This is a genomic window from Micromonospora lupini str. Lupac 08 (assembly GCF_000297395.2).
Taxonomy (GTDB): Bacteria; Actinomycetota; Actinomycetes; order Mycobacteriales; family Micromonosporaceae; genus Micromonospora; species Micromonospora lupini.
This window is the reverse complement of the sequence record NZ_HF570107.1, coordinates 1-24,204: the sequence shown is the minus strand read 5'-3', so window position 1 is coordinate 24,204 and position 24,204 is coordinate 1. Positions and strand designations below refer to the sequence as shown.

Annotated in this window: 20 protein-coding genes, 1 rRNA gene and 3 pseudogenes; 11 read left to right on the top strand and 13 right to left on the bottom strand. The window is 70.4% G+C overall.

The features are described from left to right. Positions 1–8 precede the first annotated feature (8 nt). Positions 9–734, bottom strand: a complete 726-nt coding sequence (locus MILUP08_RS00130) for an alpha/beta fold hydrolase (protein WP_007453520.1) — start codon at positions 732–734, stop codon at positions 9–11. A gap of 149 nt (positions 735–883) precedes the next feature. Between MILUP08_RS00130 and MILUP08_RS00125 the strand changes: the two genes are divergently transcribed. Next, positions 884–1,714, top strand: coding sequence for an AraC family transcriptional regulator (locus MILUP08_RS00125; protein WP_007453518.1), 831 nt, complete (start codon positions 884–886; stop codon positions 1,712–1,714). A gap of 78 nt (positions 1,715–1,792) precedes the next feature. Here the strand turns inward: MILUP08_RS00125 and MILUP08_RS00120 are convergent, their stop codons facing one another. Beyond that, on the bottom strand, positions 1,793–3,286 hold the full coding sequence (locus MILUP08_RS00120) for a sulfatase family protein (RefSeq protein WP_007453516.1): 1,494 nt from the start codon (positions 3,284–3,286) through the stop codon (positions 1,793–1,795). 92 nt (positions 3,287–3,378) lie between these two features. Then, complete coding sequence (locus MILUP08_RS00115) at positions 3,379–4,140, bottom strand: SDR family NAD(P)-dependent oxidoreductase (protein WP_007453515.1); 762 nt, start codon at positions 4,138–4,140, stop codon at positions 3,379–3,381. 85 nt (positions 4,141–4,225) lie between these two features. On the opposite strand from MILUP08_RS00115, the gene MILUP08_RS00110 reads away from it, so the two are divergent. Then, entirely contained in the window at positions 4,226–5,086 is an 861-nt protein-coding gene (locus MILUP08_RS00110) for a helix-turn-helix transcriptional regulator (RefSeq protein ID WP_007453512.1), read from the top strand. Positions 5,087–5,285: 199 nt separating this feature from the next. Further along, positions 5,286–5,861, top strand: coding sequence for a DUF3455 domain-containing protein (locus MILUP08_RS00105; RefSeq protein ID WP_007453511.1), 576 nt, complete (start codon positions 5,286–5,288; stop codon positions 5,859–5,861). A gap of 27 nt (positions 5,862–5,888) precedes the next feature. Here the strand turns inward: MILUP08_RS00105 and MILUP08_RS00100 are convergent, their stop codons facing one another. After that, the gene (locus tag MILUP08_RS00100) at positions 5,889–6,107 is read right to left on the bottom strand and encodes a hypothetical protein (protein WP_007453509.1); all 219 of its coding nucleotides are present in this window, start codon (positions 6,105–6,107) and stop codon (positions 5,889–5,891) included. Between the two features lie 169 nt (positions 6,108–6,276). On the opposite strand from MILUP08_RS00100, the gene MILUP08_RS00095 reads away from it, so the two are divergent. Then, the gene (locus MILUP08_RS00095) at positions 6,277–7,503 is read left to right on the top strand and encodes a sensor histidine kinase (protein WP_007453507.1); all 1,227 of its coding nucleotides are present in this window, start codon (positions 6,277–6,279) and stop codon (positions 7,501–7,503) included. Continuing rightward, positions 7,491–8,147, top strand: a complete 657-nt coding sequence (locus MILUP08_RS00090) for a response regulator transcription factor (protein ID WP_007453506.1) — start codon at positions 7,491–7,493, stop codon at positions 8,145–8,147. The genes MILUP08_RS00095 and MILUP08_RS00090 overlap by 13 nt, the downstream gene beginning before the upstream one ends. A gap of 112 nt (positions 8,148–8,259) precedes the next feature. Here the strand turns inward: MILUP08_RS00090 and MILUP08_RS00085 are convergent. After that, positions 8,260–9,707: pseudogene (locus MILUP08_RS00085) on the bottom strand (non-reducing end alpha-L-arabinofuranosidase family hydrolase). Positions 9,708–9,978: 271 nt separating this feature from the next. Further along, complete coding sequence (locus MILUP08_RS00080) at positions 9,979–10,641, bottom strand: type 1 periplasmic-binding domain-containing protein (RefSeq protein ID WP_007453502.1); 663 nt, start codon at positions 10,639–10,641, stop codon at positions 9,979–9,981. A 340-nt stretch (positions 10,642–10,981) separates the two neighbouring features. On the opposite strand from MILUP08_RS00080, the gene MILUP08_RS00075 reads away from it, so the two are divergent. The 4 genes from MILUP08_RS00075 (at position 10,982) to MILUP08_RS00060 (ending at position 16,501) form a co-directional block, all read left to right on the top strand. Further along, entirely contained in the window at positions 10,982–12,040 is a 1,059-nt protein-coding gene (locus tag MILUP08_RS00075; RefSeq protein WP_237747002.1) for a HupE/UreJ family protein, read from the top strand. A gap of 225 nt (positions 12,041–12,265) precedes the next feature. Beyond that, entirely contained in the window at positions 12,266–14,158 is a 1,893-nt protein-coding gene (locus tag MILUP08_RS00070; protein WP_237747001.1) for a purple acid phosphatase family protein, read from the top strand. A gap of 92 nt (positions 14,159–14,250) precedes the next feature. Continuing rightward, positions 14,251–15,318: a WxL protein peptidoglycan domain-containing protein gene (locus MILUP08_RS00065; protein WP_007453497.1), complete on the top strand. Its 1,068-nt coding sequence runs from the start codon at positions 14,251–14,253 to the stop codon at positions 15,316–15,318. 211 nt (positions 15,319–15,529) lie between these two features. Next, positions 15,530–16,501, top strand: coding sequence for an NADP-dependent oxidoreductase (locus tag MILUP08_RS00060; protein ID WP_007453496.1), 972 nt, complete (start codon positions 15,530–15,532; stop codon positions 16,499–16,501). Between the two features lie 4 nt (positions 16,502–16,505). On the opposite strand, the gene MILUP08_RS00055 is transcribed toward MILUP08_RS00060, so the two are convergent. From MILUP08_RS00055 to MILUP08_RS00030, 7 genes and pseudogenes are all read right to left on the bottom strand, one after another. Then, on the bottom strand, positions 16,506–17,096 hold the full coding sequence (locus tag MILUP08_RS00055; RefSeq protein ID WP_007453495.1) for an HAD family hydrolase: 591 nt from the start codon (positions 17,094–17,096) through the stop codon (positions 16,506–16,508). 26 nt (positions 17,097–17,122) lie between these two features. Next, positions 17,123–18,373, bottom strand: coding sequence for an RNA polymerase sigma factor (locus MILUP08_RS00050; RefSeq protein WP_007453494.1), 1,251 nt, complete (start codon positions 18,371–18,373; stop codon positions 17,123–17,125). Positions 18,374–18,375: 2 nt separating this feature from the next. Then, positions 18,376–18,729 carry a YciI family protein gene (locus tag MILUP08_RS00045; protein ID WP_007453493.1) on the bottom strand — a complete coding sequence of 118 codons (354 nt, stop codon included), beginning with the start codon at positions 18,727–18,729 and terminating at the stop codon, positions 18,376–18,378. A 129-nt stretch (positions 18,730–18,858) separates the two neighbouring features. Beyond that, positions 18,859–19,979 (bottom strand): annotated as a pseudogene (locus tag MILUP08_RS00040) (low temperature requirement protein A). Positions 19,980–20,105: 126 nt separating this feature from the next. Next, positions 20,106–21,166, bottom strand: a pseudogene (trpS, locus tag MILUP08_RS00035) (tryptophan--tRNA ligase). 91 nt (positions 21,167–21,257) lie between these two features. Beyond that, positions 21,258–21,434: a hypothetical protein gene (locus tag MILUP08_RS35700; RefSeq protein WP_167626018.1), complete on the bottom strand. Its 177-nt coding sequence runs from the start codon at positions 21,432–21,434 to the stop codon at positions 21,258–21,260. 9 nt (positions 21,435–21,443) lie between these two features. Then, on the bottom strand, positions 21,444–21,908 hold the full coding sequence (locus MILUP08_RS00030) for a PRC-barrel domain-containing protein (protein ID WP_007453485.1): 465 nt from the start codon (positions 21,906–21,908) through the stop codon (positions 21,444–21,446). Between the two features lie 164 nt (positions 21,909–22,072). Here MILUP08_RS00030 and MILUP08_RS00025 point away from each other — a divergent pair, with 164 nt between their 5' ends. Then, on the top strand, positions 22,073–22,327 hold the full coding sequence (locus MILUP08_RS00025; RefSeq protein WP_007453484.1) for an SCO4848 family membrane protein: 255 nt from the start codon (positions 22,073–22,075) through the stop codon (positions 22,325–22,327). 687 nt (positions 22,328–23,014) lie between these two features. Next, positions 23,015–24,204, top strand: a 16S ribosomal RNA gene (locus MILUP08_RS00020); the annotation flags it as partial.

Sequence of the window (24,204 nt, the reverse complement as noted above, 5' to 3'; positions counted from 1 at the left end):
GACATCGGTCATCGCCGGCACACCGTCGAGATCGGACCGTGGTGGAGTGCGTCGGCGCGTGCGGGCGCCGGGTCGAGCAACAGCGCGGCGACCGCCTCCGGGGCCTCGTGCATGGCGTCGTGGCCGGTGGGAAGGTCGTGGACCTGCCACTCGGGATCGGCGTCGAGTCGGGCGCGGAGCGCGGCGAACGGCGTCCGGTCCTCCCATCCCGAGCAGTAGACGAACTCGCGTCGCGGGACCTGGGCCGCGACGCCGGTGAGCCGGATCGTCTGCAGGAACGAGGCGAGGGGATGGGGGCGGCGGCGGGGATCGCCGCCGGCCGGGGGGCGGACGGAGTAACCGGTGTCCGTCGCGCCGGCGGCGAACACCTTCCGGAAGTGCTCGTTCGTCGCCGACCAGCACGACTCGCCATCGCGCGGCACGTAGGCGTCGAGATGCACCAGTCGTGAGATCCGGCCGTCGGCGCGGTCCGCGGCGGCGGTGATCACCATCCCGGCGTAGCTGTGGCCGACGAGCGTCGCGTCGGTGACGTGGGCGCGATTGAGAAGCCGCACCACGGCGTCGGCATGCGTGTCGAGGTTGGCTGTCGCGACCGTCGCGTCGTCGTCGTCCGGTCGCAGACCGGTCAGGGTCAGGGCGTGCACCGTGTGACCGGCTTGCTCCAGCAGCGGGACCACCGCCTCGAACGACCAGGAACCCTTCCAGGCGCCAGGCACGAGCACGTACGTCGTCATGTGTCTCTTCCTCTCTCCAGCCTCGGCGTCGAGGCGTCACCCCGATGCCGGTCGGATGCTCTGCGCGGCCGGTAAGCGGCCGACAAGCACCGCACGGAGGTAGTGTCGCCGGGTCAGGGAGTGGCTTACTACCGACAGGAAGCCAGCGGATGCCCGTTCCCCGCCAAGCTCGTCCGGCCGCCGAAGTGACGTCGCACATCTGGCCGTCGGGCGGCCGCCACCTCTGGGCCTCCGGGGGAACGAGCGCCGCGCAGACGCACGCCCGGGGCCACCTGGTGTACGCGGCCAGCGGCATCCTGGCCGTGCACACGGAGCGCGGCACGTCGATCGTCCCGGCCAACCGGGTCGCCTGGACGCCCGCCGGGTTCACGCACGACCACCGGGCGCACGGCGACACCGACATGCGGATCGTGTTTCTCGCGCCTTCCCACGCCCGGCTCCTGCCGGAACGCCCCGCCGTGTTCCTGGCCTCGGGCCTCGCCCGCGAGGTCCTGCTCGCCCTGACCGGCCCCGGCAACTACGACGACGCGACGCCCGGCTACCGCCGCCCCGCGCGCGTTCGTCTGCTCCGCGTGCTCGTCGACGAACTCCGTGAAGCACACGAACAGCCACTGCACCTGCCGGAGCCGCGCGACGACCGCCTGCGGGCCGTCGCCCGGATGCTCTACGAGACGCCTGCCGACAACGCCACGCTGGCCGAGCTCGGGAGGACGATCGGAGCGAGCCCTCGTACGCTCAGCCGACTGTTCCACACCGAACTCGGCATGACCTTCTACGAGTGGCGCACGCAGCTACGCGTCTACCACGCACTCGTGCTGCTGGCCGACGGCCGGGACACCACCCAGACCGCCCACGCCTGCGGATGGGCCAACCCCAGCGGCTTCATCGCGGCGTTCCGCGCGATCATCGGAACGACGCCGGGCCGCTACCGCGCCGACCGCTGGGCCCCGCCCCGGTCGCGGTCCTCGTTTGCGCGGTGACGTCGGTTCGCCGACAAGCCCGCGCGCAGCGTGACAGCGGGGCCGCTCGTCGGACGAGCGGCCCCGCCGAGTCCGTCGTCACGCGGGCACGTGACCGGCCGTCCAGCACGCCGAGTGGCTGTGGCAGGCGACGTACGCCGCGAGGGCGTCGTGCAGCGCGGCCCGTCGCGTGGCCGAGAGCCCGGCCGCGATGTTGTCGAGCTGGTGCGGGTCGACGGTCCGGTCGTAGTACTCCCGCTCGCCGTTGGAGTACTCGACGTAGGTGTAGGTCGCGGTCCGCAGCGCCTCGTAGGTGATCGGGCTGCCGTTGCGGCGGTCCTGGGCGTCGGGATCGTCGGCGGCCTGGTTGGGACCGTGGTGCTCGATCAGCGCCCCGGTACGCCAGCTCGGTGCCGCCTCGCCCTGCGCGAGAGGAAGCAGGTTGCGCCCGTCGACGTGCGTGCCGACGTCGGCGGCGCCGATGCGCTGGAAGGTCGGTGCCAGGTCGATGTTCTGCACGATCTCGGCGCGCTGCGATCCGGGAACGACGCCCGGCCCGGCGACGACGAGCGGCACTCGCACATCGGTGTCGAAGGCTGTCTGCTTGCCGCCTGTCAACCGGTACTCGCCCATGTGGAAGCCGTTGTCGGAGCTGAACACGACATAGGTGTTGTCGGCGATGCCGCTGGTCGTGAGCTGGGCGCGCAGGTTGCCGATCAGTCGGTCGACAGCCTGCACGGACTGGGCGCGCTTGCGGAAGTTCGTGTCCAGGGTGCTCTTCTCCTGCGCGGTGAGCGGTCCGTTGCCGGCCAGCCAGGAGGGCGGGTTGGTGGGCAGTCGGTCGTACGCCGCGGTGCGCGGGGCGGTGAGCCCGGGGAAGTCGTCGAGGTCCTGGTTGGCCGGGGTGAACGGACTGTGCGGAGCGAAGGTGGAGACCTCCAGCAGGAAGGGCGTGTTGGCGGCCGCCGAGCGCTGGATGAAGTCCTTGCCCTTGCGGGACAGGACGTTTGTCAGATAGTCGGCCGGCTGGCTGCCGTAGTGGACGACCGTGTGGTTCTCGTTGAGGTCGTAGTTGTACTCCGGGTACCCGTTGCCGGCCACGTACCACTCCGACCAGCCGGGCGGGACGTACGGCAGCGCACCTCCCTGCGTGTCCGCCGGCAGGTAGCCGTTGAGGTACTTGCCCAGGAAGCCGGTCCGGTAGCCCTTGCCCTGCAACACCGTCGCGAAGGTCCGGTTCTCGTTGCCCCGGCCCTTGAAGACCGCGAACCCGCCGTCGTCGCCGCCGTTGGTGAACACACCTGTGTCGTGGGGGAACTGGCCGGTCAGGATCGACGAGCGGGACGGGCAGCACAGCGAGTCGGTCACCGTGTAGTTGGTGAAGGTGGCGCCCTCGCTCTGCAGTTGTCGCACCTGCGGGAGGTACTGCACGAGGTTCCACGCGAGGTCGTCCACGAGAACGAAGATGATGTTGGGTGCGGTGGCGGTGGGTGTCGGGGAGGGTTCCGCGGCGCGTGCCGGTGCCCACGCGGCGAGCAGAGCAAGCCCGGCCACGACTGTCGTGGCGAGGAGGCGTCGCTTGGTGATAGCCATGTCGCCAAGACTTGCGGAAATTTGTCAGCATCTATTGAACAAGTGGTGATGATCCGATCAATGGTCCGGCCGTGCCCGTCGTGAGCGAGGTCCTAGGCTCGCGCTCCGCCGTCGACGCGGAGCACGACACCTGTCACGAACGACGAACGGTCGCTGAGAAGCCACGCGGCCGACTCGGCGATCTCCTCGGGCTCGGCCTGGCGCCCCAGCGGCGTGGCCGCGATCAGGCGCTCCACCAGACCGGGTGAGTTCTCCTGCCAACTGGCGATCATCTCGGTACGGGTGTTGCCGGGAGCGATCGCGTTGACCCGGATGCCCTCCGGCGCGAAGGTGATCGCCGCCGACTCGGTCAGGCTGTTCACCGCACGTTTCATGGCCCCGTACGCGGGCAGCGCCGGATTGCCCGTGAGACTGCCGACGCTTGAGTTGTTCACGATCGCCCCCTGGCCGGCGGTGGCCCGGATCGCCGCGACCTGGGCGACCATGGCGAGCCACACGCCCCGCAGGTTGACCTGGTAGAGCCGGTCGAAGTCGGCAAGGCTCACCCGGTCGACCGGCCCCGGAGGGGTGATGGTCGCGCCGTTGTTGAAGGCCACGTCGAGTCGCCCGTAGAGGGCGACGGCCCGGTCGATCGCCGCCCGGACGCTGTCCGGTTCGGCCAGGTCGCACCGCACGTGTTCGGCCGTGCCGCCGGCCGCCCGGATCTCGTCGGTGACGGCCCTGAGCTGGGATTCCGTCCGCGCCGCCAGCAGCACGCGCGCGCCCTCGCGGGCGAAGAGCCGGGCCGCCGCCGCGCCGATGCCCCGTCCCGCCCCGCTGACGAACGCGACCTTGTCGTTGAGCAGTGGTGTCATGTGGCCAGCCTGCGTCCGGCGTCCGGGCCGTAGCCAGGCATCGTCGATACCTGGCTGAGCCCGTCCGGCGGCGCACACTTGACTGGTGAACCGACAGGAGTTGGCGCTTTTCCTGCGCAGCCGGCGCGAGCGGATCACCCCCGCCGAGGTGGGCCTGCCGGCCGGCACCAGGCGCCGCACGCCCGGGCTGCGCCGCGAGGAGGTGTCCCGGCTGGCGTTCATCTCCATCGAGTACTACACCCGGCTCGAACAGGCCCGCGCCCCGCATCCCTCGCCCGAGGTGCTGGCCGGCCTGGCCCGCGCGCTGCGTCTCTCCGACGCCGAGCGCGACCACCTGCACCACCTGGCCGGCCGGCCGCCGGCCCCACCCGCCGGGCCGCCGCGCGAGGTGCGGCAGAGCATCCTCGACCTGATCGAGCGGTTACCCCAGGCGGCCGCCCACGTGACGTCGGCCAGCTACGAGGTGATCGCCTGGAACGATCTCGCGGCGGCGTTGATGGAGGACTTCTCGGCGCTGCCCCGACGCGACCGCAACCTCGTCCGCCTGGCCTTCCTCGGCCCGCACCCGGACGGCCGGGTGCTGTACGGGGTGTCCGACGTCGAGGAGTTCACCCGCAGCTCGGCCCGGCGACTCCGGGCCACCGCCGCCCGCTACCCGGACGACCCCGAGGTGGCGGCGCTGGTCGGTGACCTGCTCGCGGGTAGCCAACGGTTCCGCGACCTGTGGGAGTCGCACGACGTCGACGACGAGCGCACCCTGATCAAGACGTTCCAGCACCCGCTGGTCGGGCCGGTGACCGTGAACTGCGACGTCCTCGACATCGCCGACCGCGACCAGCGGCTCGTCATCCACACCGCGGTGCCGGGCTCACCCTCCGCGGAGGCCCTGCGCCTGCTCTCGGTGCTCGGCACCCAGCGCATGGCGGTCAGCGCCACCGAGCGCTGACCGCTCCGGCCGCCGCAAGGTGACGGTCCGCCGACGATGGCATGCCCGACGGGCACGGCGGCCCGCCGGAGGTGCCCGATCCGGGCCGCCCAGGGGGTGAACGATCGGTCAAATTCGGCGCGAAATTGATCGGGATGCGTTTTCTTTCCGTGAGGACTCACGTGGGCGCGGATGCGCCTGCCTCGATCGGAGGAATCACATGATCAGCACGTCTCGCTCCCGGGTCCGAGCGCTTGCGGTCATCGGGATGGCCGGTGTCCTGGCGGCGATCGGCCCGGTGACCGGGCAGGCGTCCGCAGCCGAGGTCGCCGAGGGTGCCACCATGGGCGCCAACGCCCGGGTCGACATCCCGCGCATCGCCTCGGCGATCAAGCCGCCGGCGGGGTCCCGCCCGGTCGGCGCGTACGTCGTGACTCGCGGAACGCAGACCTACACGTGTGCAGATGGCGTGTTCACCGGCGCGTCCGTGCCGGAGGCCCAACTGATCGGCACCGGTGGCCGGGTCCACCACTTCAAGGGTCCGAGTTGGCAGTCCGAGCGCGACGGCTCGCTGATCACGGCGAAGAAGACGGCGGAGAGCACGCGCCCGGGGACGATCCCCGAGCTGCTGCTGACCGTGGACACCCACGCCGGCAGCGGCGTTCTCGGCAACGTCGCGTACGTCAGTCGTCTGTTCACCTCGGGCGGCGTCGCCCCGGCGGGCGCCTGCGTCGACGGCCAGACGGCGGCCGTGCCCTACGGCGCGGTGTACGTCTTCTGGGCCGCGAAGCGGTAAGCGGGCCGTCCCGTCGGCGCGGCGGCGTCAGCGGTTGCGACGGTGGTGGACGATCAGCGCCGCCGCGCAGAGCACCGCGACCAGGCCGAACACCGAGCCGATCCACGGGTTGTCCACGACTGTCGAGAACACGGCGTTGGTCGCCGCGCTGACGAAGAGCACCAGCCACAGCAGCGGGCGTAGCAGGCCGCCGGGCCGTTCCGGAGCGGCGGCCGGGGCCTCGGTGCTGCGGTACGGGTCGGTCATGACTGTCTCCCTCGGTGGCCGTTCGACGACACCATCGACGCTAGGCGGGCGACCCCGGCGCACCGATCCCGCCAGCTCGACGACTGTGGTACAGCAGGCTGTACTTTCCGTCGACGGCGCTGCCGGCCCTGCTCGCGGTGGCCTATGTTGGCCCGGGAGGTGGGCCGAGATGGCGTACGTGCGGGGTCGGGTCCGCGCCTCGGTCGACGCCGTCGAACACCTCGTCGGCGGGCTGGGCACCGCGCTGCTGGCGTTGGGCGCGCTGTTCTGGGCGGTGGTCGTGGCAATGACCTGCCTGGTCGGGGTGGGTCTGCGGCTGGCACCCGGCGCGTTGCGGGCGGTGCGCTCGGTGGCCGACCGGGAGCGCGCCCGGCTGTCCCGTCGGGGCACGCCGATCCCGACTCCCGGCCCGGTGCCGGAGGAGCTGCGGGACGCCCTGCGCGACCCGTTCGTCCGCCGGGAGGTCGGCTGGGTCACGCTCCACTCGATCACCGGCCTGGTGTCCGGCCTGGTCGGCCTCGCCCTGCCGCTCTACGCCCTCCAGGACATCACGTTCCCGCTGTGGTACCGACTTGTCCGGCCCGAGGACGGCGCACCGGGGTTCTTCTGGTGGCGCATCGACGGGCTCTCCGAGGCGCTCGTGGTCGGTGTGCTCGGGGTGGGCTGGCTGCTCGCCGCGATCGGGTTCGGGCCGGCGCTTGCCCGCTTCCAGTCCTGGCCCGGCCGGTGGCTGCTGCCGCCGCCACCGGGGGTCGACCTGTCGCTGCGGGTGGCCACGCTGACCGCCACCCGGGCCGCGGCGCTGGACGCCCACGCCGTGGAGTTGCGCCGCATCGAACGGTCGCTGCACGACGGTACGCAGAATCGGCTGGTAGCGGTGAACGTGCTGCTGGGGGCCGCACGCCGGGCGGTACGGCGCGACCCGGACCGGGCCGACGAGATCCTCGGGCAGGCGCAGGACGCGGCGGAACAGGCGCTCGGCGAACTGCGCACTGTGGTGCGCGGCATCCTGCCGCCCGTGCTTGACGACCGGGGCCTTGCCGGGGCGCTGGCGGGCCTGGCCAGCAGTTGTGCGGTGCCGTGTCGGCTCGCGGTGGCCGTGACCGTCCGCTGTGCGGCGTCGGTGGAGGCCACCGCGTACTTCGTGGTGGCCGAGGCGCTGACGAACGTGGTCCGGCACAGCGGGGCGAGCCGGGTGGACGTCGCCGTGCGTCGCGAGCACGACCGGCTGCTGATCACCGTCGAGGACGACGGGCGCGGCGACGCCGACGAGGCACGCGGCTCCGGGCTCACCGGCATCCGCCGGCGGGTCGAGGCGTACGACGGGCGGATGACACTGACCAGCCCATCGGGAGGGCCGACGAGAATGCACGTGGAGCTGCCATGCGGATCGTGATCGCCGAGGACGACCCGCTGTTGCGGGAGGGCTTGGCGCTGCTGTTGCGGGCCGAGGAGCTGGACGTGGTCGCCACGGCGGGCACGCCGGGAGAGTTCCTGGTCGCGGTCGACGAGCACGCGCCGGATGTGGCGATCGTGGACGTCCGGATGCCGCCGACCCACACCGACGAGGGCATCGTGGCCGCGGTGGAGGCCCGGCGGCGTCGGCCCGGCCTCGCGGTGCTGGTCCTGTCGGCGTACGTGGAGCAGGCGTTCGCCACCGAACTGTTCTCGGTCGGCGCCGCCGGGCTCGGTTATCTGCTGAAGGAGCGGGTGGGCCGGGTCGAGGAGTTCCTCGCCGCGCTGCGTCGCGTCGCCGACGGCGGCAGCGTGATCGATCCGGAGGTGGTGGCGCAGTTGCTCGCCCGCAACCGCCGGCCGGACACGGCGCTGGCGGAGTTGTCGCCGCGCGAGCGTGAGGTGCTGGGGCTGATGGCCGAAGGGCTCGGCAACACGGCGATCGCCGAGCGGCTGTTCGTCACCGACGGCGCGGTGCACAAGCACATCCGGAGCATCTTCGCGAAGCTCCAACTCCCGCCGGACGACCGTGCCGACCGCCGGGTCACCGCGGTGCTGCGCTACCTCGACGGCGACCAGCGGTAGCGCCGGCACCTACCCGATCGTCGGGTTGCCGGGGGGACGTTCGGCCCGGAACGCGACCCGGGGCGGGTTCGGCATCGTGCCGAACCCGCCCGAGGGCGTGCGGTGCAGAGCGTCAGCGGCGCAGCGTGAGCAGGCCGGGCGGTACGGCAGGAGGCCGTAGTCGACGCCGTTGGAGGACGGGGATCGGCCCTGGTAGAGCAGTTGCAGGTTGCAGGGGTCGACGGTGAAGGTCTGGTCGGCGCTGGTGCGGATCAGCTCGCCGTGGCTGATGTCGTTGGTCCAGGTGGCGCCGCTGTTGGCCTTGCCGGCGAAGGGGTTGCTCTCGGTGGCGGCCTGGGGGGTCCAGGTGCCGCCGAGGCTGGTGGCGGTGAAGGAGCGGAAGTAGCGGCCCTGGGAGCCGATGGCCTCGACGAGCATGAGGTAGCGGTTCTGGCCCTGGAGCTTGTAGACCTGCACGGCTTCGAACAAGTTGTTGGTGGAGTCGCTCATGATGGTGGTGTAGTTGCTGCCGAAGCTGCCGGGGAAGTTCCCGATCGGCATGCTGGCGCGGTAGATCTTGCCGTTGTCGCCGGCGAAGAACAGGTACATGTTGGTGCTGTCGGCGATGAGGGTCTGGTCGATGGGGCCGGTGCCGGAGCCGGAGATGCTGCCGGTGAACAGGGTCTGCGCGGCGGACCAGCCGTTGGGGTTGGTGGGGTCGGTGGAGGTGCGGTAGGAGAACGCCGTACCGCCCCACTGGTAGGCCAGGACCCAGATGTTGCGGGGGGCGAAGTAGAACAGGGTGGGTGCCACGGTGCCGCTGTTCATCGTGTTCTGGCTGGCCGAGGCCATGTCCGACCAGTTGGTGAACAGGCCGAAGTTCATCGAGCCCCACCGGGTGCCGAAGTCGTGGGTCGTGGCGTAGACCAGTTGCCGGCCGTTGTACGGGGCGACGGTGAAGTCCTTCAGCGACACCCAGCCGGACTTGGGCTGCGCCAGGGCGCCGGTCGACGACCACCGGTACGACGACGGCAGATCACACGTGGTGGGCGGCGGCGTCGTGGGCGGTGGCGTCGTTGGGGGTGGGGTCGTGGGCGGCGCGCTGGTGGGCGGAGGGCTCGTCGGCGGTGCGGGCGTGTCGGTCACCGGTGGCGTCGGCGTGGTCCCACCAGTGCAGGTCACGCCGTTCAGGGCGAAGCTCGTCGGGTCCGGGTTGCTGCTCGTCCACGACCCGTTGAAGCCGAACGACACGGTGCCGTTGGTAGCGACCGACCCGTTGTAGCTCACGTTGCGCGCGGTCACCGCGACACCGCTCTGCGTCAAGGCCGTGTTCCACGACTGTGTGACCGTCTGCCCGGCGCCGTACGACCACGTCAGTGCCCAACTGCTCAACGGATCGCCCAGGTTCGTGACGGTCACGCTGGCGCCGAAGCCACCCTGCCACTGCGACGACACGGCATAGTTCACCGAGCAACCCGCGGCGGCGGCACCGGCCGGCATCGCCACGACGACTGTGGCCGACGCCAGCAACGCAACACCGGCCGAGACGAGGCCGACATTGGTCGGTCTGAATATGGTCATCAAGCACCCTCCTGACGGGACGGCGGCCTCCACATTCGTGGGGATCATTGTTAGGTGAGCGTTAACAGCCGCGTCGGCCATGTTACGGGAGCGCTCCCAAACCATCAACCTCGATGCCTTGACGGCGGACGGACGCAACCGTACGGCCGTTCGGGCAGCTCAGAGCAGTCGTCCGAGGTGTCGCGTCAGACGGCTGGGGCGGCGGTCGCGCACGTCGGGAAGGGCGAACGTTATCGATAACATCGTCATCGACCGATTGGCCGCGCCGGCGTCAGAGCCAGACGACGATCCCGGTCAGGTCGTTGAGCACAGCCGCCACGCCCGCCCTGACGGCGGCCGCGCAGCGCTCGGCCGTGAACGAGCCCGCGTCGTACGACGAGGACATGCCGAGTCCTTCGCCACGGTACGAGGCTCCGTCCCAGTCGACGGCTGTGACGTTGTGGGTGGGCTCGGCCAGTTCGGCGCCGACCACCAGGAACTTCTCGTCCAGGTGGTTCGGGGTGACCAGCGCGAGGGCGTCGATGAGTTCGTTGCCCGCGCTGACGATGAGGTCCGGACCCATCTCCATGGCCTTGCTGATGCTGGGAACGGCGTCGTGCGCGTTGTCGACGACGACAGTCCTCAGGTCGACGTGCTCGTCGTCGGCCCAGTCCCGCACCGCCGTCACGAGGGCCTTCGTCGGAGCGTCCGAGCCGGCGGTCAGCAGTACCACCCGGTAGCCCTTCGACGGGTGGACGTCGGCCCACGATCCGGGCCGCGGCGTGATGGTCGCCTCCGGGGCGGGCGGCGTCGAGGGGTCGACGAACCCCGGACCGAGCGAACCGACGGCGGTGGGCGCGGGACGCGGTCGTGACCAGTCGTCGCCGGAGTCGCAGGCGGCGAGGAGCGCGGCGGTCGCGGCCAACAGGGCGACGGCCCGAAGCGGGGGGCGCAAGGTGGTCGTCCTTTCGGGTGGTGGCGGGAAGTGCGCGTACGCCTCGTATTCCTATCCCAGAACGGGCGGCCGACAATCCGTGGACGGTCGCCCCGGGTGTTTGTTCGCCATCGGTTCTTCGGCGGGCGGGTTGGTGTTCACCCACGGGGTGCAGCGTGCACTGGCCAACCGAGGGAGCCACATGCTGGGGCACATTCGCCGTACCGTTGTCGTCGTCGTTGTCGTATTTGCGGCGACGGTGCTTCCGTTCCTCGGTGGCGGAACAGCATTCGCGCACGGCTTCTCATCGACCGTGTACGCGAAAATTTCCGCCGGAGACGAGGGTCACATTCGCTCCGAGGTGGAGCTCGAATACGACCTCCTGGTCGTGTCGGCCGCCGATTCGGGTGACGACGATCCGCTCTTCCGGGTGGGAACCGCCGCCTTCGAGGCGGGCGACTCCGCGGCGCAGGCCGCAGCGCTGAAGGCGCACGCCCCGACGGTCCTGCGGTACGTCACCGACCGCCTCTCGGTGACCGCGCGGGACGCGGCGTGCCAGCCGACCCAGGTGCGCGACGCCACGATCGGCGCTCGCGAGGGGGTGCCGTACGCGGACCTGCTGCTGGACTGGACCTGCGCCGAGCGGGTCGACGAGCACGAGGTGCGCAGCGGGCTCTTCCCGGACGACGAGGCGTACGTCAAGGGCACCAAGACGATCGTCACCTACGAGATCGACGGCCGCTCCGGCAGTGCCGCGCTCGACGCCGCCAACCCGTCCTTCTCGACGGCCCAGACCGCCTACCAGCGGTTCGGCGAGTTCTTCCTGCTGGGCGCCGAGCACCTGCTGTCCGGCATCGACCACATCCTGTTCCTGCTGGCGCTCATCGCCGGGTCGCGGCGTCTGCGGGAGATCGTGCTCGCGGCCACCAGCTTCACCCTGGCGCACTCGGTGACGTTCCTGCTGGCCGCCCTCGGCCTGGTCGAGGTGCCGGCGCGGGTCGTGGAGCCGGTCATCGCGCTGTCGATCGCCATCGTGGCCGGCTGGCACCTGTGGGGGATCTGGCGGCGCGGTGACCACGCCGGCGATCTGGAGACGACCGGGCGCGGTCACTTCAGCCTGGACCGCCGGGGGTGGATCCGACTCGGGGTCGTCTTCTGTTTCGGCCTCGTGCACGGGCTGGGCTTCGCGGGCGCGCTGGGCATCGACGAGGCGTGGTCGTGGACCCTGCTGTGGTCGCTGCTGGTGTTCAACGTCGGTATCGAGGTCGTCCAGTTGACGATTATCGCCGCCGTCTTCCCGTTGCTGTTCGCGCTGCGCCGTCGTGCGCCGAAAGCCGGCCTCTGGGTGACCGGTGCCGTTTCGGCGGCAGTGTCCATCATGGGGCTCATCTGGTTTGTTCAGCGCGTCACCGGATCCTGAGTACGGCTAACTACTTCGTGAAGTGCAGCCATTCGCAAGATCACGTTCATGGCGGGTTCATCGGCCGACGAAAGTTTTGGTCTGCTTCCCCCGGTGTCGGGAGAAGAACAATCCATTTCTCTATTCGAAAAGGGAACAATGTCGATGACATTGAGCACCTCGACACGGGCCCCCGGGCCCGTGCGGCGGCGCGTTGTCGCCGGGGTCGTAGCCGGATTCCTGGGAATGGGCGCGGCCCTCGGTAGCGGTCTGCTGACCGCCGCCAGCGCCGCCGACCCCACCACGGTGTCCGGCATCGTCCTCGGCGTCGGCGCCAACGAGACCCAGCGCATCGTGTCCTGGTACTCCTCCGCCGACACCGCCCAGAAGATCCAGCTCGCCCCGACCGCCGAGATCGTCAACGGCGAGTTCCCGGCCAACGCCGTCAGTTTCGACGCCGTCGGCGCGGCGAACACCTCCACGACCGGCTTCAACCGCCACGCCACCATCAGCAACCTGCGCGAGAACACGGCGTACTCGTACCGGGTCGGTGCCGAGGGCAGCTGGTCGCCCGCGTACGCCTTCAAGACCCAGGACTTCGAGGGCGACTACGACTTCCTGTTCTTCGGTGACCCGCAGATCGGCTCCTCCGGTGACCGGCTCAAGGACCAGGCCGGCTGGGAGGAGACCCTGAAGGTCGCCACCGGCGCCAACCCGAACGCCGAGCTGCTGGTCTCCGCAGGTGACCACGTGGAGAGCGCCAACGACGAGGGCCAGTGGACCTCGTTCCTGGCCCCCGACCAGCTGCGCCAGGTCCCCCTCGTCGCCACCATCGGTAACCACGACGTCGGTGGCAAGGCCTACGAGCAGCACCACTTCACCCCGAACACCGACCGCTCGGCCCAGTACTACAACGGGGACCAGGCGACCCGGTCCGGTGGCGACTACTGGTTCATCCACAAGGACGTGCTGTTCATCGACCTGAACAGCAACAGCTACGCCAACCCGGCGGACGGCTCGGCCGGCGGCGACGCGGCGCACGTCGCGTACGTCACCGACGTCATCAAGAAGCACGGCTCCGAGGCCAAGTGGAAGGTGCTTGTCTACCACCACTCCATCTACTCCCCGGCCAGCCACGCGACCGACACCGACAACAAGCAGCGGCGGGAGGACTTCACCACCGCCTTCTCCAACCTCGGCGTCGACATGGTGCTGCAGGGCCACGACCACAGCTACTCCCGCAGCTACTCGATCAAGAACGGCCAGAAGGAGAACCCGGCTGAGAAGCCGGGCGCGCCCGAGGTCTACCCCGGCCCGGGCGGCGTCATCTACGTGACCGCCAACTCGGCGTCCGGCTCGAAGTACTACGACATCAAGAAGCCCGACGACAGCGGCACGGGTGTCCGTGGCAACGGCGCTGACCCGCTGGACCCGGACAAGTACTGGTACAACTCCGTGCAGAACCAGGAGCACGTCCGCAGCTACGTCAAGGTGCAGGTGCGCGGCGACAAGCTGGTCCTGGCGAACGTGCGCAGCGGCACCTGCGCGGCCCCGAACGCGGCCGTCGAGAAGGGCCTCTCCTGCGTCAACACGCCCGAGGGTCAGCCGGTCGGCTCGATCGTCGACAAGGTCACTGTGCACCCGTACCACGGTGACGGCCAGGCCATCCAGGTGAACGTTCCCAACGCGGCGCCGGGCGAGTTCGGCTGGACGATCGACGGCTACAACGGCCTGGTCGACCTGGGCACGGCGCAGGAGCGCGACGGCACCTACTTCGAGGCGACCGGCAAGATCAACCCGATCCTCGTGTCGGACAGCCGCCGCTCGCTCGCCCCGTGGTCGATCTCGGCAAGCGTCGGCGACTTCTCCGACGCCGACAAGACGTTCTCCGGCTCGTACCTCGGCTGGACCCCGTACGTGCTGGACGCCGGCGCGGGCGCCCAGGCCGGCGCCGCAGTCCTGTCGTCCCTCGACGACCAGGGCAAGGGCCTCTCGGCCTCCAGCGGGCTCGGCGCGGCAGTTCAGGGTCACCCCCGGGGCGGCGCAAAGCTCGGTGCCGACCTGGACCTGAAGATCCCGGACAGCATCGCCAAGGGCAGCTACCGCACCACCCTCACGATCACTGCGCTGAGCAGCTGAGAAGAACCTGTTCCACCGGGCGGGGCAGGCACCTTCGGGTGTCTGCCCCGCCACCGGTTCGCCCACTCCCAAGATCACCTCAAGGATCCGACATGCAACCGTCCGTAACGCGCTGGAAGACACTCGTTCGCGCCACCGCGCTGTCCCTGCTCGCCGTCGTCGCGGCAGCCGGCGTCGGCACCGGCCCCGCCCGGGCGGCCGACGGCAACGTCGCCTGGACAGTCCGGACGGCCTCCAACGGCTACGGCGAAGCCCGGTCCAGCTACAGCTACAACGTCAATCCCGGCGGGGCCGTCGAGGACGCCATGGTGGTGGCCAACCGCGGCCCGGCGCCGTTGACCCTTGCCGTGTACGCCGCCGACGGCTTCACCACCGACGCCGGACAGCTCGACCTGCTCACCAGGGACAAGAAGTCCGTGGCGGTCGGCGCCTGGGTCAGGGCCGGCGCCGGCAGCGTCGTGATCCAGCCCGGAAAGACCGCGCAGGTCCCCTTCACGATCAACGTCCCCGCCAACGCCACGCCCGGCGACCACGTCGGCGGCATCCTCACCACACTGACGCAGGCCGACCAGACCGAGGGCATCAACGTGGACCGCCGCCTCGGCATCCGCATCACGCTGCGGGTCGGCGGCGAGCTGAAGCCGAACCTCGCGATCGAGAACCTCCACGTGACGTACGACGGGTCGTCCAACCCGTTCGGCAAGGGTGACGCCACGGTCGCCTACACGATCCACAACACCGGCAACGCCGCCCTCTCCGGGAAGCAGGCCGTCTCGGTCTCGGGGCCGTTCGGCGTCCTGCGTGCCCGCGCCGGTGACATCGCCGCGCCGCCGCAACTCCTCCCGGGCGAGAGCTGGGACGTGACGGTGCCCGTACGTGGTGTCGCTCCCGCCGTCCGGCTCGCGGCGACCGCCACCGTCACCCCGTTGCTCACCGACGCGTCGGGCTCCACCACCTCGCTCAAGCCGATCGAGGCGACGGCGCACGGCTGGGCCCTGCCGTGGACTGTCGTCCTGGCGCTCGTCGTGCTGATCGCCGTGGTCGTCGGGGCGTACCTGTACCGCCGCCGCAGCCGGGCGCGGCGCCGGTCGCGCGAGGACGCCCGGGTGCGCGACGCGGTCGCGCAGGCCCTCGGCGGTCGGGAGCCGAAGACGTCCTGAGCGTGGCCCAACCCCCACCGCGCGGCGGCCGCCACCGCGCGCCGGCGCTACCGCCCAGCGGCCACGACCGCGCGGCGGGTCAGGTCGACGGCGACCGCGATCACCGACCGCGGCCGTCGCCCTTGTGGGTGAACGGCACTCAGCTCCGGGTCGGGCCCGCCCCCGACCCGGCATGCTGCGACGGTGACGCCGGCCCGGAGAGGAAGCCCACATGGTTGACGCGGACGTGCCCGAGCGGATGCAGGCTGCGGCCCTGGACGAGTTCGGCGGGCCGGAGGTGATCACCCTGCGGAAACTCCCGGTGCCGGAGGCCGCCGCCGACGAGGTGCTGATCAAGGTCCTGAGCGCCGGCGTGGGGGTGTGGGACGTGTACGAGCGGCAGGGCGTGCTGGTGCCCGAGGGCACCGAGTTTCCGATCGTGCCCGGCTCGGACGGCGCCGGAACCGTCATCGCGGCCGGCAGCCAGGTGACCGACCTCGCGGTGGGCGACCTGGTCTACGTCTCGGCCACCACCCGACCGAAGGGCGGCTTCTACGCCGAGTACGCGGCGGTCAAGGCCGAGTACGCCGCGAAGCTGCCCGACGGTGTGCCGGCCGAGCATGCCGGCGCCATGTCCACCGACGCGCTTACCGCGCTGGGCGGGCTGGACACCCTCAGCCTGCCGGCCGGCGCCTGGCTGTTGATCTTCGGTGCGAGCGGTGGGCAGGGGCACCTGGCGGTGCAGTTGGCCAAGCGGCAGCGCCTCAACGTGATAGCGGTGGCCTCCGGTCGGGACGGGGTCGCGCTGGTGACCCGCCTCGGTGCCGACGTGTCTCTCGACGGCCACGCCGACCCCGCCGAGGTGCTCGCGACGATCCGGGACGCTGCCCCGGGAGGGGTGGGCGGCATCCTGGCGATGGCCGGCGGCAAGACGCTGGACCGGCTCACCGAGACGCTGTCCGACAACGCGGTCGTCGCGTACGCCCACGGGGTGCGGCCGGAACCGCGCGAACGGTCCGGTGTGACGGTCCGGGCGTACGACGGTGTGGCCAACCGCCAACAGTTGCAGCGCCTCAACGAGCTCATCGAGGCCGGGCCGTTCGTGGTGCACGTCGCCGAGAAGTTCCCACTCGGCAAGGTGCACCAGGCGCACAAGCGCCTGGAGACCTCCTACCTGGGCAAGCTGCTGTTGACGATCGCCTGAGACGTCAGCCGACGCGCTGCTGCGGCACGCGTACCGACGCCATGCCCGCCGCCGTCGCGGCCTGGATGCCCAGGTCGGTGTCCTCGAAGACCAGGCAGGAGCCCGGGGGCACGCCGAGCTGCCGCGCCGCGAGCAGGAACGCCTCCGGGTCGGGCTTGGGCCGCGTGTAGTCCTCGGCGCACACCAGCACGTCGAAGCGGTCCAGCAGATCGAGCGCGTCCAGGGAGGCGGTCACCGTGGCCCGGGTGCTGCCGGAGACGACGGCGAACGGCACCCGGCGGTGCGCGTCGTGGATGTGCGCCACCACCTCGGGCACGGCGGTGACCTGCGGCAGCAACTCCTGGAAGATGCGCTCGCGGTTCTCGACGACTGTCGCCACCGGCATCGCCAGACCGTGCCGCTCGTTCAACGCGACGATGATGTCGGCGGTCGGCCGGCCACCCCAGGCGTAGAAGAGGTCCTCCGGGAACTCGCAGCCCCACTCGTCGAGCGCCCGCTGCCACGCCACGTAGTGCAGCGGCATCGAGTCGACGATGGTGCCGTCGCAGTCGAACAGGTACGCGGCGAACTCACCGGGCGGCAGAGGCAGGGTCATCGGGGAAGGGTACAGCGGGAATCCGCTCAGTCCTCGGCGACGGATGCCAACCGACGCAGCAGGTGCGCCCGTTCCGGTTCGGTGCCGACAAGCGCCAACGCCTCCCGGTACGCGGCGGCTGCCTCGTCGAGGCGGCCCAGTCGACGCAGCAGGTCCGCCCTGGTCGCGGGGTACAGGTGATAGCCGCGCAGACGTGGATCGTCGGCCAACCCGTCCAGCAGGGCGAGCCCGGCGTCCGGCCCGTCCCGCATGGCCACGGCGGCGGCCCGGTTGAGCGCCACCACCGGTGAGGGGACCATGCCGAGCAGCACGTCGTAGAGCGCCACCACCTGGGGCCAGTCGGTGCTGGCCACGTCGGCGGCCTCGTCGTGCAGGGCGGCGATGGCGGCCTGCACGCCGTACGGCCCGGGCGTCGGGCCGGTCAGGGCGACCACCACCAGGGCGCGCCCCTCGTCGATCATCGCGTGGTCCCACCGGGCGCGGTCCTGGTCGTCGAGGAGGACCACCGCGCCGTCCGGCCCGGTCCGAGCGGCACGCCGCGCATGGACCAGCAGCAGCAGGCCGAGCAGGCCGGCGACCTCCCGCTCGCCGGGCAGCAGCCGGCGCAGGATCCGGGCCAGCCGGATGGCCTCCTCGGCGAGGTCGGTCCGCTGGAGGTCGGGGCCGGAGCTGGCGGCGTACCCCTCGGTGAAGACCGAGTAGACGGCCTGGAGCACCGTGGGCAGACGCCCCGGCAGCTCGTCCGCGCCGGGCACCCGGAACGGGATGCGGGCGTCGCGGATCTTCCGTTTGGCCCGGACGAGCCGCTGGGCCATCGTCGCGTGCGGCACCAGGAAGGCCCGCGCGACCTCCGCCGTGGTGAGCCCGGCGAGGAAGCGCAGGGTGAGCGCCCCGCGGTCCTGCGCGGGCAGGGCCGGGTGGGCGCAGGTGAAGAAGAGTGCCAACCGGTCGTCGGGCAGGTCCGGGTCCGCGTCCGCGGGCGGCGCGGGGTCGGCCCGCTCGGCCTCCGCCTGGAGTACGGCCAGCCGGGTCGCCAGCACCCGGTCGCGGCGCAGACGGTCGACGGCACGGCGCCGGGCCGTGGTGAGCAGCCAGGCGCCGGGCCGGCTCGGGACGCCGTCGACAGGCCAGTGCACAAGTGCCGCCTCGATCGCCTCGGAGGCGACCTCCTCGGCCAGGTCGAGGTCACCGAAGCGATGTACGAGCGAGGCGAGCAGCCGGCCGTGCTCCTCCCGGAACACCGCCTCCACCCCGGCTGTCGCCTCCGCGCCCGCCACGGTCAGACCTCGACCTCGATCTCGGCGACCGGGCGCACCTGCACCGACCCGCTGGCGACGGCACCGGGGCTGCGGGCCGCCCACTCCAGCGCGACGTCGAGGTTCGGCACGTCGATGATGTCGTACCCGCCGAGCACCTCGCGGGTCTCGGCGAACGGCCCGTCGGTGATCGTGCGTTCGCCGTCCGGGCTCACCTGCACCGTCGTACAGGTGGTCAGGTCCTGCAGCGGATGCCCGGAGACCCAGATCCCGGCGTCCTTCATCTCCCGGTCGTAGCGGACCCAGTCCTCGAAGGTGCACCCGTTGCCGGCCTCGCCGTCGGTCGCGGGGCTCATGAACAGCAGCATGTACTTCATGTCTCGGCTCCTCTCGGTGCGGCGGGGTCGCCGTACACCATGACGACGAACGAGAGCCGGGGATGTCGACACGGGGCCGGAACTTTTTCTGCGGTTCACGGGCGCGCCGATCGCGCCGGTTCGACCTGGTCACCACGCCTGTCGATGCGCCGCTCGTACCAGGTTACGGCGATCAGCAACAGGGTGAGCAGGGCCAACTCGGCAAGCGCGGACAGCGACCGCCCGACCGGCAGCAGGAGCAGCGGCAGCAGCGCGGCGACACCCTGCCCCGGGTGTACGGCACGGAGGGTGAGCCGGCGGAAGACCAGCCGTCCGAGCAGGTAGAGGGTGGCGCCCCCGTACGAGGGCGGTGGCGGAGGGCCAGCTCAACCGGGAGGTGTGCGGCGTCTCCTCGGTGAGCTGGCCGAGCACCTGCTCGATGCCGAGCGCGACGTAGATGGCGCCGATGATCAGGGGGGCGTGCGCGAGGCCGTACGCGTCGCCTGCCACGTGGGACCGCCGCTCCCGCGGCACCAGCAGCACGGAGTTCCGAGCGGCCGGTGCCAGCCGGTCGAAGTACAGCCACCAGAGGCAGACCGTGACGACGAGGCTGAGCAGCGCCGCGACCAGGCCGGCCCCGGTCGGTGCCATCGTCCTCGGCCCGGTGCCCGCGGCGATCAACGCCTCGCCGAGCGCGATGATGAGCACCAGTCCGAACCGTTCGGTGAAGTGGTCCAGGCTGCGCAACGGCCACGCGCGGTAGGCGGAGGCGACGCGGGCGCCGCCGATGTCCACCAGGAACGCCACAGTCCAGAGCACCGTCTGGGTGACGCCACCGAGCAGCGCGCCGACGACGAGCGGAAGCCAGGCCGCGGTGACCGGCACGACGAAGAACCGCAGGGTCGAGCGCAGCGGCGGGTCGTCGGCGCTCGCCCAGAGGAGCACCACGAGCTGCACCGCCCGGGTGACCAGGTAGGCGAGCGCGAGGGTGAGCGGTGGGTCGAGGAGCCCCGGGCCCTGCCGCCAGGCGTCCGGCAGCACCAGAGCTGCCACGAATATCGCTGCCATCGCCAGCAGCGTGGCCGCGCGGACCGGTCCGACGTCCGCGCGGACCAGGTTCCCCAACCAGAGGTACGGGCCCAGGAGTAGATCAACAACAGGAGGAGGAGCAGCCCCTGGGCCAGGGTGAGCGCCGTCGGCGGCTGTGCCATGAACGCGATGACCCGGGTGAGCGCGAACACGAATACCAGGTCGAAGAAGATCTCGAACATCGTCGTCCGGTGCGCGTCACCGACCGGGATCGGACGAATCCTCCTCATCCTGGCATTCTGCGCTCTCCGGAGGGCACGTCGGGTCTCCCCGCCACGATGGGGAGACCCGATCGGTGGCCACGTACGTCAGGCCGGCGCCTCCGTCCGCCGCCGGCTCCGCTCGGCCCGCCGCCGCACCTGCTGGTACGTCCCGGTCAGCCCCATGGCCCGGCGTACCTCCGCCAGGGTCTGGCGCACCTCCTGCCGGGTCCGCTCGGTGCCCTCGACGATCAGCCGGTCGACCAGACCCCGGTCGGCCTCGATCGCGGCCCGGCGCTCGCGGATCGGCGCCAGGAACGTCTCCAGCGCCACGACCAGCCGCTCCTTGACCTCCACGTCACCCACCTGCCCGGCGCGGTAACGCTCGGCCAGGTCGGCCACCTCGGCGCGGTCCGGGTTGAACACCTCGTGGTACGCGAAGACCGGGTTGCCCTCCACCGTCCCCGGTACGTCGGCCCGCACCCGGTTCGGGTCGGTGTACATCCCGCGCACCTTGCGGCGCACCGTGGCCGCGTCGTCGGACAGGGCGATCGTGTTGCCCCGACTCTTGCTCATCTTCGCCGTGCCGTCGGTGCCCACCAGACTGGGCGTGTCCGCCGGGATCAGTTCGGGCACCGGGAAGACCGGCCCGTACAGGTGGTTGAAGCGGCGGGCGACGTCTCCCGGGTCACCTCCACGTGCGCGGCGTTGTCCCGGCCGACCGGGACCACCTCCCCCTTCACGCACATGATGTCCGCGGCCTGGAGCACCGGATAACCCAGCAGCCCGTACGGCATCTCCTCCTTGCCCGCGTCACGGGCCATGTCCTTCAACGAGGGCACCCGTTCCAGCCGGGGCACGGTCACCAGGTTCTGCAGGAGGGTGTTGAGGTCGCCGACCTCCGGAATGGCCGACTGGAGGTAGAACGTGGCCCGCGCCGGGTCGACGCCTGCGGCGAGGATGTCGGTCACCATCTCGCGGGCGTTGCCGGAGACCTGGTCGATGTCCTCCCGCCGGTTGCGGGTGGTCAGCATGTGCAGGTCGGCGATGATGAAGAAGCTCTCGTAGCGCTGGTGCAGCCGCACCCGGTTGGCGATGCTGCCGACGTAGTGGCCGAGGTGCAGGCGACCGGTGGGCCGGTCGCCGGTGAGCATGCGTGCGATGGACATGGCGAGGTGCCTTTCGTGCGGGTGATGGGGTCACGCGTGGGCGCGCGCCGAGCGAGGCCGACAGGCCCCCTCGGTCAGCGGAGAACAGGGCTCAGCGAGCCGTCCGCCATCGCGCGCCGGCGCGGAACCGCAGACCACCGGCACGGAGTACGTCCAGGAAGTGCTCACGGCCGTCGCCGGAGCGGGTCGGGAGCGCGGGCACGACACCGCGCGGCAGGCCGTCGACCACATCGACCGCCTCCGACACGCAACTGCCCGTCCGGACCACGGCCTCACACTACCCGGGGTGTCGCTGCTGGGGTGGCAGGTGACGATCCGTGTAGTACCTGCCGACGCGGTCCCGGTACTCCGGGTCGGCCGACTCCGGGTCGTACGACGGCGCGTCCTTGATCTCCTGCCGCGTCCGGTCGACGTGCACGACACGGTCGAGGTGGTCGACCCGTTCCACGGTGCCGGCCGGCAGCAGAACCTTCTGACCGAGGATCCACGGCCCGGTGTCCACCACCAGGTGTCCGGCGTCCGCGTCGTCGCTCGCCTCGTCGATCGTGCCGATGCGTCCGTCGCTCGCCTGCACGTGGTAGCCGACCAGGTCGACGGGAGTGCCGGGGCCGGGAGCGCCGGGGCCGTCGTGCGCGCCGTCCGGGCCGTCCGGCGGCGTGGCCGAGAGGGTGGTCTGCGTGTATCCGCCGGCCAGGGCGGAAGGGTCGCGCCAGGCCCAGGGATTGAAGATCGAGGGTTGCACGGGGCACCTCCGGGGGACTGTTGTCAGCTGTCCTCCTTCGCAGTGCCCGCCCCACGGCGGCCGGAAACGGACCACCCGGGGTGCGAGCCCCGGCCGGCGGCGCGGGCCGGCCGTCGCGTCCTCGGCCAGCTCGTGGATCGGGTCCGCTGGCATACTCGGCTGCCATGGTGCTGTCGCGAGGGTGGGCTCTCTTCCTGGTCGGAGTGGGTATCTGGACCTGGGTGATCTGGCCGAGGTTCGCCGTCGCCATCTGGCAGGACCCGCGATCCTGGGCCTCCGGCACCGTGGCGGACGGCGCCGCCACCGGCTTCCTGTGGGTGCACGCCCTGCTGATCGCCGCGTCCCTGGCCATCGGGACCACCGTCGGCGTGCTCGGCGTCCGAGCCTGGTTCGCGGCCCGCCGACGGCAGGCTTCCTGACCTCCGCCGCAGCTCAGCGGGGTTCCGCGCGGTTGATCGGGCCCGGAGGGGAACGAGTGTGACGCGGGACGCTACCCGTCGATTTGACGATCAAACCCACGGACGCGTAACTTTCTCTCTGCCAGCGCGGAACGGGGCAAACAGGGCGAAAGACCTGGAGCACCGGATCGGGCAGGCAGCCGGGTCAGGCAGGGGTTCGCCTCTGCGGACACGGTTCGGGCGGGGCTCACCGGATCAGCCGCGAGGCGGATTTGGTGCAGCGGAACCGACCGGGTAAGGTTCACGACCGGCAGGGAACCGGGCGAGACTGCGGGAGACCGCAGCGGCCGGCCTGCCAAATCCGACGACCTGACGCAGCGGTTCGCTGCTGCGTGAGTGCGCCGGGACCAACCCGTACGAAGCACGACAGACCGGGACACACGGTTTGACACGGCGAAGACGGTAAGGTAACGTAGCAAAAGTGCCCGGCGCGAGAGCGGCGGGGACACAGAACGAAAAGCCCCGGGATGGTGGCCCACAGGTTGGGTCCTCTGATCGGTGTGTGGTTGTTCTTTGAGAACTCAACAGGGTGCTTGTAAAGCCAGTGCCAATTATGATTTATACCCCGGACTGGTCATGCTTTGGTTTGGCTGGTTGGGATTCCTTTGGCAACATTTGTTTGTTGTCAGGATGCTGTTCAACTAATTTTTGTTGGAGAGTTTGATCCTGGCTCAGGACGAACGCTGGCGGCGTGCTTAACACATGCAAGTCGAGCGGAAAGGCCCTTCGGGGTACTCGAGCGGCGAACGGGTGAGTAACACGTGAGCAACCTGCCCCAAGCTTTGGGATAACCCCGGGAAACCGGGGCTAATACCGAATATTACTTCTGGCCGCATGGCTGGGGGTGGAAAGTTTTTCGGCTTGGGATGGGCTCGCGGCCTATCAGCTTGTTGGTGGGGTGATGGCCTACCAAGGCGACGACGGGTAGCCGGCCTGAGAGGGCGACCGGCCACACTGGGACTGAGACACGGCCCAGACTCCTACGGGAGGCAGCAGTGGGGAATATTGCACAATGGGCGGAAGCCTGATGCAGCGACGCCGCGTGAGGGATGACGGCCTTCGGGTTGTAAACCTCTTTCAGCAGGGACGAAGCGAGAGTGACGGTACCTGCAGAAGAAGCACCGGCCAACTACGTGCCAGCAGCCGCGGTAAGACGTAGGGTGCGAGCGTTGTCCGGATTTATTGGGCGTAAAGAGCTCGTAGGCGGCTTGTCGCGTCGACCGTGAAAACTTGGGGCTCAACCCCAAGCCTGCGGTCGATACGGGCAGGCTAGAGTTCGGTAGGGGAGACTGGAATTCCTGGTGTAGCGGTGAAATGCGCAGATATCAGGAGGAACACCGGTGGCGAAGGCGGGTCTCTGGGCCGATACTGACGCTGAGGAGCGAAAGCGTGGGGAGCGAACAGGATTAGATACCCTGGTAGTCCACGCTGTAAACGTTGGGCGCTAGGTGTGGGGGGCCTCTCCGGTTCCCTGTGCCGCAGCTAACGCATTAAGCGCCCCGCCTGGGGAGTACGGCCGCAAGGCTAAAACTCAAAGGAATTGACGGGGGCCCGCACAAGCGGCGGAGCATGCGGATTAATTCGATGCAACGCGAAGAACCTTACCTGGGTTTGACATGGCCGCAAAACCTCCAGAGATGGGGGGTCCTTCGGGGGCGGTCACAGGTGGTGCATGGCTGTCGTCAGCTCGTGTCGTGAGATGTTGGGTTAAGTCCCGCAACGAGCGCAACCCTCGTTCGATGTTGCCAGCGCGTTATGGCGGGGACTCATCGAAGACTGCCGGGGTCAACTCGGAGGAAGGTGGGGATGACGTCAAGTCATCATGCCCCTTATGTCCA